Origin of the sequence: Shimia sp. R11_0 (assembly GCF_017744035.1) — a bacterium.
Taxonomy (GTDB): Bacteria; Pseudomonadota; Alphaproteobacteria; order Rhodobacterales; family Rhodobacteraceae; genus Shimia; species Shimia marina.
This window is the reverse complement of sequence record NZ_JAGHQY010000002.1, coordinates 200,562-219,666: the sequence shown is the minus strand read 5'-3', so window position 1 is coordinate 219,666 and position 19,105 is coordinate 200,562. Positions and strand designations below refer to the sequence as shown.

Here is a 19,105-nt window from a genome sequence, read left to right as displayed (position 1 = left end):
GTCCAGGGTCTCCTTAGCCGATCCGGCCGGTGATGTAGCTTTCGGTGCGTTCATCTTGCGGGTTGGTGAAAATTTGCGAGGTGTCGCCATATTCCACCAGATTGCCGAGGTGGAAGAACGCGGTCTTCTGGCTCACGCGGGCGGCCTGCTGCATGGAGTGCGTCACGATCACCACAGAAAACTGATTGCGCAATTCATCAATCAGCTCTTCCACCTGCGCCGTCGCAATTGGGTCAAGCGCAGAACAAGGCTCGTCCATCAAAAGCACTTCTGGCTCGGTCGCGATGGCCCGTGCGATGCACAGACGCTGTTGCTGACCACCGGACAGGCCGGTGCCCGGCGCATGCAGACGGTCTTTCACCTCATTCCAGATCGCACCACGGCGCAGGGATTTTTCGACGATTTCATCCAGATCCGCCTTGTTTTTGGCAAGGCCGTGGATGCGCGGCCCATAGGCGATGTTGTCATAGATCGACTTGGGAAACGGGTTGGGCTTCTGAAACACCATGCCCACTTTGGCGCGCAGCTGAACAGGGTCAACGCGTTTGTCGTAGATGTCTTCACCATCAATAAGGATGTCGCCTTCCACGCGGCACACATCAATGGTGTCATTCATGCGGTTGATGCAGCGCAGGAAGGTGGATTTGCCACAGCCGGAGGGGCCGATGAAGGCCGTCACAGAGCGTGCGCCAATCTCGACGTTCACGTCTTTGATGGCATGTGTGTCACCGTAGTACACCTGTACATTCCGGGCCGAAATTTTGGTCGTATTCTGGTCCACGTCGGTCCCCAATTTTGCGATATCATACATGGATTACTGTCCTTGGCTTACCAGCGGCGTTCAAACCGGCGGCGCAGGATGACTGCGAGAGTGTTCATGGAGATCAGGAAGATCAAGAGAATGATGATCCCGCCCCAGGCTCGTTCATAGTAGGCCGGATCGGCGCGTTTTGCCCATTCATAGATCTGGGCCGGCATGGCCGAGTTCGGATCCATCAGGCCGCTGATCACACCATCTGGCGCGTTGGAGGCGATATAGCCCACCATCCCGATCAGCAACAGCGGCGCGGTTTCCCCCAGAGCCTGCGCCAGACCAATGATGGTGCCGGTCAGAATGCCCGGCGCGGCAAGTGGCAGCACGTGGTGGAAAACCGATTGCATTTTTGAGGCCCCTACCCCAAGTGCCGCATCGCGGATGCTGGGAGGCACGGATTTCAAAGAGGCGCGAGTGGAGATGATGATCGTCGGCAAAGTCATCAGCGTCAGAACAAGCCCCCCCACCAGAGGTGCGGATTGTGGCAGATGCACAAACTGAATGAACACAGCCAGCCCCAGAATACCAAAGACAATCGACGGCACTGCGGCAAGGTTGGAGATGTTTACCTCAATCAGATCCGTCCAACGGTTTTTCGGTGCAAATTCCTCCAGATAGATCGAGGCCGCCACCCCAATAGGCAGGGCAAGGAACAGCACCACCATCATCATGAAGAACGAGCCGATCATGGCGACACCAATACCGGCCTGCTCCGCGCGGCTTTCAGAGGCGTCTGCGCCAAAGATGAAATCTTTGTTGAAGGATTTTTTCATCACGCCGGCGTCCAAAAGACCATCAACGATATCAAGGTGTTCGGCATCAATGTTCTTGTCGCGCGCCAGATGTTCACGATGCACGCGCCCCTTCAAATAGCCGTCCACACGGCTTGAGGCGAGAAAGCGAAATTCCACAGTCTGACCAATCAGATCCGGGTTGGCGATCACGGCGTCACGCACCTGACCTGCCGCCGAGGCAGAAATCAGCGCCTTCATCTGTTTGGATTTGGTCAGAGGTGTGTCAATGCCGGCCTCTTCGACCGCTTTCAAAACAGCCTTTTGGATCAGTGGGTTGTAGCCAAAAGTTGACACTTTCTTAATGTCATCAATATTACGTTCACCCTTTTTGTCGAGCTTAGCCGCATCCAGATAGACCGGCACATTGATGAAGGTCTGCTGGAACGCGCCCATGCCGCTTGTGAGGATCGCATAGAGCAGCACCAGCAGGAAGAGGATCCCGGTGGCGATGGCGGCAATTCCATAGGCGCGAAAGCGCTTTTCAGAGGCGTTGCGTTTCTTGGTGCGCGCATCAACGGTGTGCAGCGAACCTGCTGTGGGATGACTTGCGTCGGTCATTCGTACTGCTCCCGGTATTTACGCACGATATAGAGGGCCAGAACATTGAGACCCAGCGTGAGGACAAAGAGGGTGATGCCAAGGGCGAAAGCCACAAGCGCTTCCGGTGAGGCAAAATCGGAGTCACCGGTCAGCTGAGACACAATCTTGGCCGTCACGGTGGTCATGGCTTCAAACGGGTTGAGCGACAGCCGTGCTGCGGCCCCTGCCCCCATCACCACAATCATGGTCTCCCCAATGGCGCGGCTTGCGGCCAGTAGGATGGCACCCACGATACCCGGCAAAGCGGCGGGCAGGATCACCTGTTTGATGGTTTCAGACTGTGTCGCGCCCAGCCCATAAGAGCCATCGCGCATGGCCTGAGGCACAGCGTTGATGATGTCGTCTGACAGCGAGCTGACAAAGGGGATGAGCATGATGCCCATGGCAATGCCCGCCGTCATCACAGAGCGCCCGCCACTCATCCAGCCAACGCCCTCCTGACCAAACACAGAGACCAGCATGGGCCCGATGGTCAGCAAAGCAAACAGACCGTAGACGATGGTCGGGATCCCTGCGAGGATTTCCAGCATGGGCTTGGCGATGCCCCGCACATAGGGCGACGCATATTCTGACAGGTAGATCGCGGCAAACAACCCAACCGGCACCGCCACAAGCAAGGCGATCAGCGAGATGTAAAGCGTGCCCCACAGCAGCGGCAGAATACCAAGCTCCGAGGCCCCACCGCGCCCGGAGAAGCTTGGCGCCCACTCCAGCAGCGTGAAGAAATCAATCGCAGGATAAAGCTGGAAGAACTCGATGGTGTTAAACACCAGCGACAGCACGATGCCGATGGTTGTCAGGATCGCAACCGAGGCCGCCGCCACCAGCATCACAAGAATGCCTTTCTCAACCACATTGCGCGCTTTGAAGTCTTTGTGGGATTGCATAAATGCCGCCGCACCGGCCCCAATCGCCACAGCGACCACAAGAGTGGTCATCAGCAGCGCGCCAGTAGCGGTCATGCTGCGGTATGCCTGCGCGGCCGCCAGAATGGGCTGCGTAATGGTGCTGGTCACCACCTGACCGGCGTCCTTCAGACGGGCGGTCATATCGGTGGTGTCTGCATTGGCATCAGAGGCCATGTCTTCGCTGATCGCGCCAAGCGCAACGGCATTTTCAAGCCCGGTGGCGGTGCGGCGCACCTCGGCCATCACCAGATTGATGTTGGAGCCTTCGCGAATTTCTGTATCGGGGATCATCCCGGAAATGTTGCTTTGGATCACTATGGGCTGTGCAATCAGCCAAAGGGCCATCAATCCAAACGCCGGAACAGAGACCTTCATGAAGACATTCCAGCCGTAATAGTTCGGCAAGGAATGCAACTGGCGGACATCACCCGCAGCACTGGCAAGGGCGCGCTGACGCCCCAACACAAAACCGACGATCGCAATCGCCAGTACAATCAAACAGAGCCATAAGACGGGCATCGGTCCCCCAAAGTCTTCCAATAAAGACAAAAGTGAAAAGAGGCGGCGACCTGCACCGCCTCTTCAGTTGTCATACTGCGGTCAGATTAGCTGCCGGAACCCATGGTTTGCTCAGCAGCAACAGCTTCCTGAGTGTCCACCAGAGCTGGGTCGGATACGAGGCCATACTCGGCCAGAGGGCCGTCGCCGCCTGCGATCTCATCAGAGATGAAGAACTCAGCATATTCTTTCAGGCCAGGGATCACGCCGATGTGCGCTTTCTTCACGTAGAAGAACAGCGGGCGGGACACTGGGTATTCACCGGTGGAAATGGTTTCGGTGGAAGGCTCAACGCCTGCCATGGTGGCCACTTTCAGCTTGTCGGTGTTGTTTTCATAGAAGGCCAGACCAAATACGCCGATGCCGTTTGCGTTGGCGTCGATGGAGGCCAGAGTTTCGGTGTAGTCACCGTCGATGTCCACGGCACGGCCGTCAGACATCACTGCCAGGCAGGCGTCTTCTGCGTCGTCCTCGGACATGCCCGCGTGGATCATGGCTTCGAATGCGCCGGTTGCTTCACAGCCAGCAGCCACAACTTTTTCTTCGAACACTTCACGGGTGCCGTGCTTGGTGCCTGGGATGAAGGCCAGAATGTCTTCGGCTGGCAGATCCGAGTTGAAGTCGGACCATTTTTTGTGTGGGTTATCGACCAGCTTGCCGTCCACCATCACTTTTGGGGCCAGTGCGTTGAAGATGTCGGACTGGGTGAAGGCGGTGTATTCAGGACCGTTCAGCTGGGAGGCAAATACGATGCCGTCATAGCCGATGCGCACTTCGATGATGTCGGTCACACCGTTTTCTGCGCAGGCTTTGATTTCTTTCTCGCGGATTTTGCGGGAGGCGTTTGCAACGTCGGTGTGCTCGGTGCCAACACCTTGGCAGAAACGCTTCAGACCTGCAGAGGACCCACCGGATTCAACAACTGGAGTTGGGAAATCAAAGTTTTCACCAAAAGCTTCGGCAACGATGGAAGCATAAGGCAGAACGGTGGAAGAACCGGCGACCTGAACCTGGTCACGTGCGGCAGCGGATGTGGCAGCAACGGCCGCGATGGCCAGAGCAGAGGCAGTCAGTTTGACGGACATAAGTGTAACTCCATTTGATCCAGACTGTTCGTTGGCAGTCTCCTGCCGGGGTCTAAACAGCCTGTTCGAAGCTTTTGTGACACGTATGTAACAGCTATATGACAGTCACCCCAAAACTGTGTCAGCCGGACAAAAAAATTCCCAACGACAGGTTAATGATCCGGTATTAACACCTTGAAAACACTACCTTCTCCAAGAATGCTGTCGATCTGCATCCGACCGCGGTGTCGATTTACAATATGTTTCACAATTGCCAGCCCGAGTCCGGTTCCGCCCATTTCGCGCGACCTATGCGAGTCGATGCGATAGAATCGTTCGGTCAGCCGTGCGATATGTGAGTTGTCGATGCCCGGCCCATTATCAGATACAGACAGCGCATAGCCCTGCATGCGCACACCCACACCTTCGTTGGTATCTTCAAGGGTGACTGTCACGGTCGTGCCCGATCCGCCATATTTGACGGCATTTTCGACAAGATTGGTGACCACCTGCAAAAGCTGATCGGCGTCACCGGGCACAATGGCCTCGCTGCGCGCGCGCTCATAGACCAGATCACAGCCGGCCTCTGAGGCCATGGTGGACAGGTTCTGGATGACCGACCGAATGACCTGATCCAAATCCACCGGATCCGTAGGCCGCATACGGGAGACTTCCTCAACCCGACTCAGAGACAAGAGATCTCCCACCAGACGATTCATCCGGCTTGCTTCCGTGGCCATGATCGACAGAAACCGGTCGCTGGCCGCCGGATCCCCCCGTGCAGGTCCCTGAAGGGTTTCCACAAAGCCCAGAATAGCGGTCAAAGGGGTGCGCAGCTCATGGCTGACATTGGCCACAAAATCGCGCCGCATCTGATCAAGCTGCTGCACCTCTGTGACGTCCTGAAAACAGATCAGCACCCCGGTCGCGCTGACACCGCCGCCTGAGAGGCGCAAACCGCGATCACTTGCCTGCGCAGGCAGGCTCACCGGGGCACAGTTCACATCATATCGGTGCTCCTGCGGCCCATCGCTGTGCAGATAGATGGCTCGATGCGCCTTGCCATCACGCAGACAGGCGGCCACAGCTTCATTGAGGCTTGGCTGGCGAAACACCAAAATCAGCGGGCGATCCTGGTCGGCATGCGGGTTGAGCGACACCGCCAACCCATTTCCAGCCACAATACGCGCCCGGCTGTCCACCAGCATCGCAGGCAGCGGGATGCCTTCCAGATAGTTTTTATAGAAGTCGCGCTGCATGTGATGTTCTCCAAATGCCCTCTTCGCACCGTCAGAACGGCACCCATCCGTGCCACAAACCGCTTAAACGTAACGGTTTTATGACACTCAACAGGGCGCGCGCGACATTATTCGTCGATCTGTCGCAGTCCCGTGCGGAAACGGCGGGCATTGGCCTGATAATGCCGTGCGGATTGCGTCAGCCCCGTGATCGCCGCGTCATCAAGCTGACGCACAATTTTACCCGGCGCCCCCATCACAAGACTGCCATCCGGGATCTCTTTGCCCTCGGTGATCAACGCCCCTGCCCCAATCAGACAGTTCTTGCCGATCTTTGCGCCATTGAGCACGGTCGCCCCCATGCCGATCAGGCTGTTGTCGCCAATCGTGCAGCCATGCAGCATCGCCTTATGGCCGATGGTGCAATTCTGCCCAATGGTGAGCCCAAATCCCGGATCAGTGTGCATCACACAGTTTTCCTGCACATTGGAGCCAGCCCCAATGCGGATCTCTTCATTGTCCCCGCGCAGCGTACAGCCAAACCAGACAGAACTCTCCGCCTCAAGCACCACATTGCCAATCACATTGGCATCCGGTGCAACCCAGCTGCTCGCATCACATCTGGGTGTAATATCCTCAAGCGCATAGAGCGGCATCACGACATCTCCTCAAACTGTGCCTGCAGATCACGCACATGATTTTGCAACATCGGCTGCTGAATACGGCGCATGCGCTCCGCTTCCACAATGGTTTTCAGCTTGGCCTCGGTCTCGTCCAGATCATCATTGACCAGCACATAATCATAATAGCCCCAGTGGCTGATCTCATCCCAACTCTTGAGCATACGTTTGGCGATCACATCCGCACTGTCCTGTGCGCGGGTTTCCAGACGGCGGCGCAGCTCCACAATGGAGGGCGGCAGAATGAAGATCGACAGCGCATGTTTGCCCAGATCGGAATTGCGGATCTGAATTTCGCCCTGCCAGTCCACATCAAACAGCACGTCCTGACCGCTCTCGATGGTCTCACGCACCGGGCCCGCTGGCGAGCCGTAAAAGTTGCCAAAGACGTGGGCGTGTTCCAGCATCTGCCCTTCGGCCACCTGCCCTTTGAAGTCTTCTTCGGACATGAAGTAATACTCCCGCCCATGTTCCTCACCGGGGCGCGGATCGCGGGTTGTGGCAGAGACCGAAAACGCCAGCCCCGGATCCCAGGCCATCAGCCGCTTTGCCAGAGTGGATTTGCCTGCGCCCGAGGGGCTGGACAGGATGATGAGAAGGCCGCGTCTGTCAGTCATTGTCTTATTCCACGTTTTGAACTTGTTCGCGCATCTGGTCGATCACGGCTTTAAGGTCCAGACCGACCCGCGTCAAATCCACAGATTGCGCTTTGGAGCAGAGCGTATTGGCCTCCCGGTTGAATTCCTGCATCAGAAAATCAAGCTTGCGTCCGATGGGGCTGCCATTGGCAATCAAACTGCGCGCGGCGGCGACATGGGCCTTCAGGCGATCAATCTCTTCCATGACGTCCGCTTTGACCGCCAGCAGCGCAAGTTCTTGGGCCAGGCGCGCTTCATCAACAGCGTCGGCATTTTCCAGCACCCGTTCCATATTGCTGCGCAGCGCAGCGGCACTTTCGGCCCGGCGCGCCTCTGCAACTTCCGCCGCCTGCGCCGTCAAAGCCTCAATCTGCGCCAATTGATCCAAAAGCACAGTCTCCAGCGCCTGCCCCTCAGCCTGTCGCATATCCTTAAAGCTCTGAAGCAAGGCGGGCAGTTGCGCGGTGATCTGCGCCATCAAGACCTTGCTGTCGGTGTCTTCCACCGCCGTTTCCAACACGCCGCGCAACGCCAGAAGGTCACTGCCCCGTGTGGGCGCCAGTGCCACCTCCGCCTCTGCGGCGGCGTCCTCTGCGGCCTTCAGCGCATTGAGAACGGCGGCAAGTTGCACCTTGTTGAGCGCCAGCGCGCCCTGCTCTTCGTCCTTTTGAACACGCAGCGACAGGTTCACACTGCCCCGCACAAGCGCTTTGGACAGCGCACCACGCACCGCAGGCTCCAGCCCTTCAATCCAATCCGGCACCCGCAGCCGCAAATCCAGCCCCTTGGCGTTCACACTGCGCATGTCCCATGTCCAGCTGTGCCCAAGGGCGTCCCCCTTCAGGGTGGCGTATCCAGTCATCGACTCCAGCAAAGGCACCTCCTGCCATTTTATGTCCGCGCAGCTAAATCTATTCTGGCGCGAAGAGCAATGTTAACGGATCAAGCGGTTAACCATTCAAATCATTTTTTATCGCAAATCCTCTAAAATGTGACATAACTGTTTTACGAGTTGTAAACGACTTTCTGAACCGGCACGCCAGTGGGCCAGCACATAAGGCGCCTGACACACACCGATCGAAGGTCACCGCGCAAGACAGCGCACCAAGAGATATTTTTCCGGGGGGAAAAGTTGTGAGAATTTTTGGAGACGGTAAATCCAGCGCAGCCAAGGTGCACAGCATCGCGGTCATGCAAGATGTCAAAAGCTACTGGGAAGGTCTGCGTGACGGGCATCCCATCCCATACCGTAGCGAAGTGGATCCACGCAGCATTCAAAAGGTTCTCAAGCACGCATTCATTCTGGAGCGCATTGCACCAGGCATGGCCCGGCTTCGGGTCTCCTGCAACACGCTGACCGATGTCATGGGCATGGACATGCGCGGCATGCCAATGTCCTCTCTGATCAATGGCGAGTCCCGTGAGAATTTCTCCGAAGCTCTGGAAAAAGTCTTTGCGGCTCCGGCCATTGGCCGTCTGGAACTCTCCACCTCTCGCCCCTTTGGGCGCAGTGGTCTGCAGGCGGAAATGATGCTTCTGCCTCTGCGCAGCGACAATGGCGAGGTAAACCGCATTCTGGGGGCCATCACCTGTGAAGGGGACCGTGGTCGTACGCCTCAGCGTTTTGATCTGGAAGGCAGTTTCCTGCGTCGCATTGACGTGCCCGGCAGTGCCAAACGCCTCATCAGCAGCGATGCGGTGCAACACAACAAAATTACTTTGCCAGCGCCAAGCCTGAAGGCACCGCTGCGCAAGACAGGTGCGGCAGCTGATGACATGCCACGCCTCATTCCGACAAAGCACCCACACCTGCGTGTGGTGGCAACCGACGCCTAGGAGAACCTGGGACAACCGAAAAAAGGCGGGGTCATTTGGTCATGGCACCCCGCCTTTTTTTGTGTCTGGTCTTATGCCTGGCGCATTTAATTTGAGTGCGCAGCCTAATCGAGGTGCAAATAGACCCGCCGGTTTTGGCGACCTTTCTTTTCGATTTTCCCAATGCGCACAGGTCCAATTTCCCCAATGTTGGCCACATGGGTGCCACCGCAGGGTTGCAGATCCACCTGATGGTCCCCTGAGCCGATCCGCACCAGTCGCACTTTCCCGGCACCTTTTGGCGGCGCGACGGACATGGTCTTCACCAATCCAGGATTGGCTTCAAGCTCGGCATCGGTGATCCACTGTTCACTCACAGCATGATCTTCTGCGATCAACGCGTTAAGCGCCTCTGTCAGCGCTGCCTTGTCCTCCGGCGCCTCTGGCATGTCGAAATCCAAACGGCCTTTCTCGGTGCCAATCGAGCCACCCGTGACAGGCAGAGGGATCACCACTGAGAGCAGATGCAGGGCCGTATGGACCCGCATGTGCCGATGGCGGCGCGTCCAATTGAGAACTTGCATCACTTCCGTGCCCACCGCTGGCAGCTCTGCTGGCTCTGAGGGTACCAATGCGATGCCACCCTCAGCGGTTTTCACAGTTGTCGCGATCTCAAGCTGTTGCCCGTTCCAGCTCAGATGTCCGCTGTCGCCCGGCTGTCCACCACTGGTGGCATAAAACAGTGTTGCGTCCAGCAAAATGCCCCCTTCTGGCGTGTGCCCCACCACTGTTGCCGTGGCTTCTTTCATGTAGGCATCTTTCAAAAACAGCAGTTCCGTCATCGTCCGTCCCCCTCTCCAGCGCCGTCGCCATCCGCCTCCGCGGCATCCAAATCTTCCAAATCCGGTGGCGTGTGCACCGCAGACTCCGTGCTGGCCTTTGCCACAGGCTGGTTTTGCTCCGAGGCGGCCCCACCCTGCAAAACCTCTGGGTTACGCAGCCAGATGTCACGCTGGGCAAAGGGTATCTCGATCCCCTCTTCCACAAACCGGCGTGCGATTTCATGGTTCAGATCGCTCTTGGCGGTCAGCACCCAGTTCACATCCCGCAGGATCGCGCGAATTTCAAACTCCAGCGCATCCGCGCCAAAGCCCTGAAACACCACCGATGGCCCCGGATTGGCCAGAACCATGGGATGGGCATTGGCAATTTCCATCAAAATCCGCTCGACCACACGCGTGTCCGTTCCATAGGCCACCCCAACGGGCACAATCACCCGGCCCACCGTGTTGCCATGGGTGTAATTGGTCACTGTGCCAGACACGAGGTCCGAATTCGGCACCACAACATCGGTACGGTCGAAGGTCTCAATCCGGGTGGAGCGCACCGAAATATCGCGCACATAGCCCATTTGACCGCCCACTTCGATCCAATCGCCCTCACTCACGGGGCGCTCAATCAAGAGAATGATGCCGCTGACGAAGTTGGAGACAATGTTCTGCAGACCAAAACCAATCCCAACCGACAGCGCGCCTGCAAACAGCGCAATGTTGCTCAGGTTGATGCCCGCGACGGTCAACGCCACAAGCGCAGCCAGGAAAATCCCTACATAGCCGGCACCTGATACAACAGCTGTCTGCCCGCCGGGATCCAATTTGGTTTTTGGCAGAATGTTATCGCGCAGAAAACTCTGCGACAGCCGGGTCACCCCATGCCCCACCGCATACACGGCGATCAACAGGAAAATGGTCTGAGGCGACAACACAAGATCGCCGATTTTCAGCCCCTCAAGCAGTTTTTGCCAGGCAAGCTTCAAGCTGCTGATCTGCGCGCCCCAACACAGGGCAAAAATCGGAAGCGACATGACAAAGAGCATAAGCCCAGCCAGCACCGCCCCGAGCGTGCCTTCATCATCATCACGGCGATTGAGGGCGGAGAAAATCTTCTGAATGAGCCGCTGAAGCACCAGAAGAAAGGCCACAAGGAACACCGTGCGCGTACTGGAGAAGACCAGATAGCTCGCCCCGCGCGTCAACCCAAGCACAGCAAGCACCGCCACAACCACCGTTACGATCATCGTGTAGCGGCCCAGCATGGAAATAAGCTGTCCAATGGCGGACAGCGGGCCATCCGGCTCCACACGCATGGTTTTGGCGTGGCGGATCACCAATTGGCCAAGGCGGCGCAGGAAATAGGCCGCAGCGACACTCAGAACGAAGAAGATCACCGCTTCGGTGCCTTCGCTCCAGTTTTCATAGCGGACAAGCTCAACAAACAGCGTACTCAGCGCCAGCACCGCGCCCAGCGAGACGCTTGCGCGACGCCCTTTGCGCTTCTCGACTTCAGACAGGTTCACCTGCAGCAAGGGTTGGCTTCGTCGAGAGAAGATCCGCTCGCCCAACCAGCGCGCTGTGAGCAGCTCAAAGGTCATGATTGGTAGAATGGCGAGGATCACATCGCCCCGAAACCCAGGCAGATCAGAGGCATAGACCGCCTTGGAAAAGGCAAATACGCCGAGCATCGGCAGCACCACCTGCCCATAGGACAGCGCGAAGACAAACACCCAACGCACGGCTGAAAGCCGTTCACGCCGCCACACCATAGAGGTCAGTAGATTGTCGATCCAACGGGTGCCCCGCGTCAGCAACATGATACTGATCGCCAGATAGAACAGCATGATGGGCAATGTATCGCGCAGCTCGTTGCGCTGTTTTTCATGCACCCAGCCCGTCTGAAACTCCAGCGCAACCAGTTTGAAAGTCTCAAGCACCTGATCCAGCGCCGGCCACCAAAGAGCGGGCGACAATGGGAACGGCCCCGGCGTCAGCAACCTTTCCGCCTGCCGATCCCGCAAAAGCGAGTCAATAGAGCGGATCAGTTCCTCCGCCTCCGTCTGCGCCAGTTCCGCCCGCCGCACAGGGGCCAGCGCCTCGGACAGTTGCAGTTGCAGTTGCAGACGTTCTTCGGCCACATCTTCCGCTTCGCCGCCCTCCGGCACCGGGCCCAGCCTATCCAGCTGGGCCTCCAACGTGCTGACAGAGATCCGGGTGCGCGAACTGTCTTCGGAAAACGCATTGCGCCAGTCAATCAACTGATTGCGCAAAGAATCCATCGCCGCCTCAGAGGCACGATTGTTGTCGATGGCTTCCGTGGCGCGCACTGCCGTGCGCCGCCAATCGCCATAATCAGGGTCCTCAGAGGACTGCGCCCCAACAGAAGTGAAGGAAACGGCAAGGAAGATGGCCGTCATCGCGAAAAGTCGGGTCAGGGCGCGCCACATGTCGCAGATGTCCTCAGACGTCTTCGAAGACACCCGGAATGCTGGAGGGGCCCGTGTTGCCCAACCACTCCGGGCTTGGCAGACCTTTTTCTTTCAGGAACGCCGGGTTGAACAGTTTGGACTGATAGCGCGTGCCATAGTCACAAAGAATGGTCACGATTGTGTGCCCCGGTCCCATCTCTTTGGCCATCCGCACAGCCCCGGCGATATTCACACCAGAAGACCCACCAAGGCACAGGCCCTCTTCGGCAAGCAGATCAAACACATAAGGCAGCGCTTCTTCATCAGAAATCTGATAGCTCATGTCCGGCTTGAAGCCTTCAAGGTTGGCTGTGATCCGCCCCTGCCCGATCCCCTCAGTGATGGAGCCACCCTCAGATTTCAGTTCGCCATCGGTGTAGTAGCTATGCAGCGCTGCACCCATCGGATCGGCCAGACCAATTTTCACCCCCTTGCCCTGAATGGCCTCAGCCACACCAGCCAGTGTCCCACCGGAGCCAACTGCACAGATAAACCCATCCACTTTGCCCTCGGTTTGCTCCCAAATTTCCGGACCGGTGGTCTCCACATGCGCCTGACGGTTCGCGACATTGTCAAACTGGTTGGCCCAGATCGCGCCATTGGGTTCGGTCTTGGCCAGCTCAGCAGCCAAACGGCCAGAATAGCGCACATAGTTGTTGGGGTTACGATACGGCGCCGCAGGCACCTGCACCAGCTCCGCCCCGGCAAGGCGCAACATGTCTTTCTTTTCCTGAGACTGGGTCTCGGGGATCACGATCACGGTTTTAAAGCCCATGGAGGCCCCGACCAGCGCAAGACCGATGCCGGTGTTGCCTGCGGTGCCTTCCACAATGGTGCCCCCGGGTTTCAGATCCCCACGCGCCAGCGCATCTTTGATGATGTACAATGCGGCTCGGTCCTTGACCGACTGGCCGGGATTCATGAACTCCGCCTTGCCGTAAATGTCACAGCCTGTCGCCTCACTCACCTTGTTGAGACGGATCAAAGGGGTGTTGCCGATGGCTTGGGCCAGATCACGGGCAATATGCATGTTGCGCGGTCCTTTTTGAATGTTTGAAACCTGTGTAGGCAAGCCGTGAGCGGAACTCAAGCACTCGCGCGCAACCTGTCGCGGTGTCGCGCCAGCCAGAGCGACGCAAGAACCAGCGGCGCATTCACCAGTTTCATCTCATCGGTCATCTGCATCAGCTCCTCAAAGGAATAGAGGAACGAGCGAATGTCTTCCGCTTCCTGCTCAAGTCCTGACACGCCAACCACCTCATCCGGCAGATCTGCAATCGCGATGTAAATATGGTAAAACTCGGTGCTGCATCCCGGCGAAGCATAGCTTTTGGAGACCTCATGCAGCGCCCCAAGCGCGAGGCCTGCCTCTTCCTGCGCCTCACGGCGCGCTGTCTCTTGCGGCGCTTCGTTGGCATCAATCCGCCCTGCAATCGGCTCCAGCTGCCACGGCAGGTCGTCGCCCCGCGCGAAGGGACCGGGGCGGAATTGCTCAATCAACAAAACGCGATCACGCACAGGATCATAGGGCAATACGATCACCGCATCCGTCGCCACAAAAACCGCCCGTTTCACAGGTGCACTCTGGGTGCCGTCATAGCGGCGGAACGCCATTTCATAATCATCAAGCGTGAAATACTTCGCATAGGCACGCGTCACAGAAACGTCGCGCACATCCGTTCGCGTCATCCCTCCGGGGCTCTCGCCAAGGCTGCCCTGCGCGGCCAATTGCTGTGCAATGGCGCGCGCCTTGATCATCGGCAACATCGCGTCCACCTCAGCACGTGGCTTGACGCCAAAGTAACTCATCTCTTCCGTGGCGCTGCAAACGGTCAAAGCACCATAGGTCTGCGCCCAGTTCTCAAGAGACCATGGGCCATCCGGCTGCCATCCTGCCTCGCTCTTAAACACCTGCGCCGGACGGTGGGCACCCTCAACACGGACCTCCACTGGCGCCAGATCATAGTCAAAACCACCTTCATAGAATTCCAGCCGCGCCACATCTGTCGCACTCAGATTGCCCAACCATAACCCTTGCGCGGCACCCTCACTCTCTTTGATGATCGGGAAATCCTGATCTTTCACGGCAAAAACGCTGTGGCCCTCCAATGTGGCAGGCGCCATTTCAATCTCACCTGCGGCTTTGCCCAGCACAGCCTCAAGCAAAGGCACGTGGCGCAACGTGCCATAAACAAATAGATTTTTCATGATCATCCCCAGCGTCGATGCGCAAAATTGGTCACGGCCCCACTCACGACAACACCTGCCACAAGTGTGATCAAAATCGGCGTCGCGCTCAGATAAAGGCTGTACTCCAAAGCGATGCGCACAAGGTTTTCCAAGGCTTCCACCGGTTCATCAAACCGGCGGCGCAAGGCAAGGCGCAGCATTTCGATGGTTCCAAAGGTTGCCAGCCCCCAGAACACCAGCCAGAAAACTCCAATCAGTCCAAGCTCTATTGGCCCGCTGCGTCCCGCACGCGGCCCCATCACGCGCCAGCCAACAACCAGACCAACGGCGGCAGAAATCAATGTCATCTGTCCGGGATCAGAACCCTCAGGCATCTGCGGTTTTACAAATTCCGCCACCAGCCCGCCAATAAAGGCGAGACAGATGGCGGCAATCAGCTTGTTGGATGTGGTCATGTGCTCGGTTTTGAAATCGTGATCTGTGTCACGTCACAGCTTCCACTGTGAAAGGCCGCTGCACAAGAGGTCAGATAGAAATTCCACATCCGACGGAACCGTTCATCAAACCCCATGTGCTGAATGCTCTCCCAACGGGCATTAAACGTATCATACCACCGCCGCAGCGTCTGGCTGTAGCTCTCGCCAAATTCAATGGACCCGTTCACTTTCAAACCGGCCTGCTGCACCTGCTGACGCAGCACAGTCGGGCTGGGCAGCATCCCACCAGGAAAGATATATTTTTGAATGAAATCAACACCCTTACGATATTGATCAAAGCGTTTCTCGGTGATTGTGATGATCTGAAGCGTTGCCCGCGCACCGGGTTTGAGGCGCTCACGCACCGTTTCAAAATAAACCGGCCAGTATTTCTCACCCACCGCCTCAAACATCTCGATACTGGCAATGCCATCATAGGTCGCCGTCTCGTCGCGATAATCCTGCAACTTGAAATCCACCAGGTGAGAAAGTCCTGCCTTTTCAATGCGATCCTGCGCAAACTTCAGTTGTTCTTCAGAGATTGTTAACCCTGTAACACGCAGGCCGCGCTCCTTGGCGGCATATTCCGCAAACCCGCCCCAGCCACAGCCGATTTCCAATACATGATCCCCTGCTTTGACGCCCATCTGATCCACCATGGAGGCATATTTTGCAGTTTGCGCCGCCTCCATGCTTTCCTGTCCGGTCTCAAACAGCGCGGAGGAATAGGTCATCGTGTCATCCAGCCAGAGCCCGTAAAACTCATTGCCCAGATCATAGTGATAGCTGATGTTTTTCTTGGCTTGCGCTTTGGAGTTGTTGTTCATCCAATGGCGCAGTCGCTCAAAGGCGCGCACAAAGAACATGCCCGGAAAACCATCATAAAGGTCGTCATTGTCCGCGCGCAGGAAATCACAGAAGGCCTGCAAATCCGGCGTGCTCCACCATCCTTCCAGATAGGCCTCACAAAATCCCAGCTCCCCTTCGCGCATCAACCGGCCAAAGGTATCACCATTGTGCACATGCATCTCACAGACTGGGCCGGGCTTGGGCCCCTCTGCACGAAACTTGCGCCCATCTTCCAGCACAAAATCAATCCGCCCGTGGTTGATCTTTTTAGCGGTGTCAAACACAGCCGGAAAATATCGTGGCAAGTTGCTCTCGCCTTTTGTCGAAGTCAGGAACATCTTACTCTCCCTCCCCATGTTGTTGTAAATGCTAGGCGCAGAGCACGCCCTCCGGCAAGGATTTATTAGGCTTTGAAAGCCTCATAGGCCGCCAGCGCCCTTTGTCTGCCCGTCGCAAGAGACACAATGGCCTCCCGTTGCGGCGCTTCAAAATACCCCCGCCAAGACAAAGGCATGGCCTCAAAGAATAGGGCGGCGGTGTCGCTGCCCATCTCAGGGGCATGGCTCAACCACCGTTTGCGATAGTGCCCGTCGGCGTCAAATTTCTCGGCCTGTGTGTCAGGATTGAAAATGCGAAAATACGGTGCCGCATCAGGGCCAGATCCCGCAACCCATTGCCATCCCATGGCATTGGATGCCGGATCCCAATCCACCAGACAGTCTTCGAACCACTTAAGCCCCAGCTTCCAATGGATATTGAGATGTTTGGTCAGATAACTCGCAGTCAGCATACGGGCCCGATTGTGCATCTTGCCAGTGACATAAAGCTCCCGCATCGCCGCATCCACCAGCGCCACGCCCGTGCGCCCCTGACACCAGGCTTGGAAATGCGGATGATCTGCGTCCTCAATCCACTCAAACGCGTCCCAGGCCTCCCGCCAGTTGCCTTCCGCAATGGTGGGAAAATACCACATCAAATGCCAGGCAAACTCACGCCAGACCACCTCCTTTAGGAAATGCTCAGCCCCGGCGGCCCCCTCCTGCATTGCGCGCTGCCCGGCATGCCACATCTGCGCCGGGCTGATTTCGCCATAACTCAGCGAATCTGACAATTCAGACGTGGCCACGCGATCAAGAAAATCTCGCTCCGCCTTATAGCCCTCAATGCGCTCCTCCAGAAAAACCGCCAGCCGCTGCTGCGCCGCCTGTTCTCCTGCTGCCACAAAACGGGACACCACGGCGGCGCCGCGGCGCATCTCACGGTCCAGATGCCACGTCTCAAGACTGTCGCTTGCAGGCCACTGTGTGGGGCCATGCAGCTCCGGAACATCGAGGCAAGGCGCAACCGACCGTGCTCGCACTGCCCGCCAGAAGGGCGAGTAGACCCGAAACGGCGCGCCTTGCCGTGTTTCTACGGTCCAGGGTTCAAACAAAAGCGCACCGGTGAAACTCTGCGCCGCCAGCCCGCGATCTTTCAGCGCGGTTTTAATTTCACTGTCCCGGGCCACAACGTCTGGCGCATAGCCACGACTCCAGTAAACGGCATTTGCACCGGTCTCAGCCACCAGCTCTTCCAGCGCGCCCCGCGCCGGCCCGCGCCGCAGGATCAACCGCAAGCCGCGCGCCTCCAGATCCCGCGCCAGCGCCTGCAAAGACAGCATCAGTCGCAGTTTCGGGGCCGCGCCCATCTGCTCAAACAGCTCATCAAGCACAAACACAGGCACAACCGCGCCCCGTTCTGCCGCCGCCACAAGCGCCTTGTTGTCGCTCAGGCGCAGATCACGCCGCAGCCAAACCAATGTGAGGTTTTCGGAAGTCTCTTGCGCCAAGTTATTGTTTTCCCATCCTGTATTGAACCTACAATACGGGAGAAATCCGGCCATGGATCATAAAATCAGATCACAAAACCGCATCCAGTGCGGTCAGCAGCTTGTCGATCTCGTCCTGCGTTGTGTAGTGCACAAAACTGAGCCGCAACACACCTTTGTCAGGATCCACATTCATACCTTTCAAGGCGCGGATTGCATAAAAATCCCCACCTCCGGCCATAATCCCGTGACTGGCGAGTTTTTCGGCCAAAGCCGCACCAGGCACATTTGTCGCCAAGGCCACCGTTGGCGCACGTTCAGAGGCGTCTGAGGGCCCCAGCAAGCGCACAGAATTACGTGTGCGCGCAAAATCCAGCACCGGTTGCAGCAGCTCCGTTTCATGCGCGCGCATCAGATCATGCACCGCCGTGCCCATGCCCACTGGATCATTTGACGCAAGACCATGGTGCCGGGCCAGGTCCTCAATATAATCGGCCATCCCCGCACAGGCGGCCACCTGCGCATGATCTGGCCCTGCGGGTGTAAACCGTTTGAATGGCGTACCGGCGTTAAAATAATGCCCCTGATTGGGCAAAAGCTCTGCCAGATTGCGCCGCATCACCATGATGCCCTGATGGGGGCCATAGGTTTTATAGGCGGAAAACAAATAAATATCCGCGCCAAGCGCACCCAGATCTGGCAAGCCGTGTGGCGCATAGCTGACCCCGTCAACACAGACAAACGCCCCGGCGGCATGCGCCGCAGCCGTAATCTTCGCGACCGGATTGATTTCACCTACCACGTTGGAGCAATGCGGAAAACAGACCAGCCGCACGCGGTCATCCAGCAGCGTGTTGAGCGCCTCGACGTCCAGATGTCCGGTCTCCGGATCAATCTGCCACTCGCGCACTTCGATGCCGTCCTCGGCCAGACGCCGCCACGGGCCGCTGTTGGCCTCATGGTCCTGATTGGTCACGATGATCGCATCACCCGGATCCATCCACTGGCGAAACGCCTGCGCAAGCACATAGGTGTTTTGCGTGGTGGAGGGCCCGAAGGAGACATCCTGTGGAGCGACGCCCATTAGGGCCGCCAGCCGCGCACGCGCCTCATCCATTTCCGCACCGGCCAGCTGGGAAGCGGCATAAGGCGCATAGGGCTGTACCTTGCGCTCTTTGTAGTAGCGCGTCAGGCGGTCAATCACCGGCGCGCAGGTATAGCTGCCGCCGGCATTCTCAAAAAAGGCCTGCCCCTCAAGTGATGGTTCGGAAAACGCCGGGAACATCCCCCGCACAAAATCCATATCCAGCATGTTGCGTCTCCCTCTCAACTAAGCCGAGAAAACCGCTGATTGCCGAGAGGGTCAAGCCGGT

Annotated in this window: 17 protein-coding genes; 1 reads left to right on the top strand and 16 read right to left on the bottom strand. The window is 57.5% G+C overall.

Going from position 1 to position 19,105, the window contains the following annotated elements; translation table 11 throughout:
* Nucleotides 1-13 precede the first annotated feature (13 nt).
* From pstB to J7382_RS05525, 8 genes are all read right to left on the bottom strand, one after another.
* Nucleotides 14-811, bottom strand: a complete 798-nt coding sequence (gene pstB, locus J7382_RS05560; protein ID WP_209067886.1) for a phosphate ABC transporter ATP-binding protein PstB — start codon at nt 809-811, stop codon at nt 14-16.
* A gap of 17 nt (nt 812-828) precedes the next feature.
* Nucleotides 829-2,166 carry a phosphate ABC transporter permease PstA gene (gene pstA, locus J7382_RS05555; RefSeq protein ID WP_209067885.1) on the bottom strand — a complete coding sequence of 446 codons (1,338 nt, stop codon included), beginning with the start codon at nt 2,164-2,166 and terminating at the stop codon, nt 829-831.
* Complete coding sequence (gene pstC / locus J7382_RS05550; RefSeq protein WP_209067884.1) at nt 2,163-3,635, bottom strand: phosphate ABC transporter permease subunit PstC; 1,473 nt, start codon at nt 3,633-3,635, stop codon at nt 2,163-2,165. The genes pstA and pstC overlap by 4 nt, the downstream gene beginning before the upstream one ends.
* 86 nt (nt 3,636-3,721) lie before the next feature.
* A complete protein-coding gene (locus tag J7382_RS05545) occupies nt 3,722-4,759 on the bottom strand; it encodes a substrate-binding domain-containing protein (protein WP_209067883.1) in 1,038 nt (345 codons plus the stop codon).
* A gap of 152 nt (nt 4,760-4,911) precedes the next feature.
* Nucleotides 4,912-5,997, bottom strand: coding sequence for an ATP-binding protein (locus tag J7382_RS05540; protein ID WP_209067882.1), 1,086 nt, complete (start codon nt 5,995-5,997; stop codon nt 4,912-4,914).
* Nucleotides 5,998-6,104: 107 nt separating this feature from the next.
* The gene (locus J7382_RS05535) at nt 6,105-6,632 is read right to left on the bottom strand and encodes a gamma carbonic anhydrase family protein (RefSeq protein ID WP_209067881.1); all 528 of its coding nucleotides are present in this window, start codon (nt 6,630-6,632) and stop codon (nt 6,105-6,107) included.
* Nucleotides 6,632-7,273 carry a guanylate kinase gene (gene gmk / locus J7382_RS05530; RefSeq protein WP_209067879.1) on the bottom strand — a complete coding sequence of 214 codons (642 nt, stop codon included), beginning with the start codon at nt 7,271-7,273 and terminating at the stop codon, nt 6,632-6,634. The genes J7382_RS05535 and gmk overlap by 1 nt, the downstream gene beginning before the upstream one ends.
* Before the next feature lie 4 nt (nt 7,274-7,277).
* On the bottom strand, nt 7,278-8,168 hold the full coding sequence (locus J7382_RS05525; protein ID WP_247744858.1) for a YicC/YloC family endoribonuclease: 891 nt from the start codon (nt 8,166-8,168) through the stop codon (nt 7,278-7,280).
* Between the two features lie 260 nt (nt 8,169-8,428).
* Here J7382_RS05525 and J7382_RS05520 point away from each other — a divergent pair, with 260 nt between their 5' ends.
* Nucleotides 8,429-9,130 (top strand): PAS domain-containing protein, encoded by a 702-nt coding sequence (locus tag J7382_RS05520; RefSeq protein WP_209067877.1) that lies wholly within the window; start codon nt 8,429-8,431, stop codon nt 9,128-9,130.
* 104 nt (nt 9,131-9,234) lie between these two features.
* Here J7382_RS05520 and J7382_RS05515 read toward each other — a convergent pair whose 3' ends face one another.
* From J7382_RS05515 to J7382_RS05480, 8 genes are all read right to left on the bottom strand, one after another.
* A complete protein-coding gene (locus J7382_RS05515; RefSeq protein WP_209067875.1) occupies nt 9,235-9,951 on the bottom strand; it encodes an alanyl-tRNA editing protein in 717 nt (238 codons plus the stop codon).
* A complete protein-coding gene (locus J7382_RS05510) occupies nt 9,948-12,389 on the bottom strand; it encodes a DUF3772 domain-containing protein (protein ID WP_209067874.1) in 2,442 nt (813 codons plus the stop codon). The genes J7382_RS05515 and J7382_RS05510 overlap by 4 nt, the downstream gene beginning before the upstream one ends.
* A gap of 13 nt (nt 12,390-12,402) precedes the next feature.
* Nucleotides 12,403-13,440 (bottom strand): cysteine synthase A, encoded by a 1,038-nt coding sequence (locus J7382_RS05505; protein WP_209067873.1) that lies wholly within the window; start codon nt 13,438-13,440, stop codon nt 12,403-12,405.
* Nucleotides 13,441-13,496: 56 nt separating this feature from the next.
* Nucleotides 13,497-14,618 carry an NUDIX domain-containing protein gene (locus J7382_RS05500; RefSeq protein ID WP_209067872.1) on the bottom strand — a complete coding sequence of 374 codons (1,122 nt, stop codon included), beginning with the start codon at nt 14,616-14,618 and terminating at the stop codon, nt 13,497-13,499.
* Nucleotides 14,619-14,620: 2 nt separating this feature from the next.
* Nucleotides 14,621-15,055 carry a TrgA family protein gene (locus tag J7382_RS05495; RefSeq protein WP_209067871.1) on the bottom strand — a complete coding sequence of 145 codons (435 nt, stop codon included), beginning with the start codon at nt 15,053-15,055 and terminating at the stop codon, nt 14,621-14,623.
* Nucleotides 15,052-16,263, bottom strand: a complete 1,212-nt coding sequence (locus tag J7382_RS05490; RefSeq protein ID WP_209067870.1) for a cyclopropane-fatty-acyl-phospholipid synthase family protein — start codon at nt 16,261-16,263, stop codon at nt 15,052-15,054. The genes J7382_RS05495 and J7382_RS05490 overlap by 4 nt, the downstream gene beginning before the upstream one ends.
* A 65-nt stretch (nt 16,264-16,328) precedes the next feature.
* Nucleotides 16,329-17,753, bottom strand: coding sequence for a deoxyribodipyrimidine photo-lyase (locus tag J7382_RS05485; RefSeq protein WP_247744857.1), 1,425 nt, complete (start codon nt 17,751-17,753; stop codon nt 16,329-16,331).
* Between the two features lie 70 nt (nt 17,754-17,823).
* Nucleotides 17,824-19,044 carry an aminotransferase class V-fold PLP-dependent enzyme gene (locus J7382_RS05480; protein WP_209067868.1) on the bottom strand — a complete coding sequence of 407 codons (1,221 nt, stop codon included), beginning with the start codon at nt 19,042-19,044 and terminating at the stop codon, nt 17,824-17,826.
* Nucleotides 19,045-19,105: the final 61 nt, after the last annotated feature.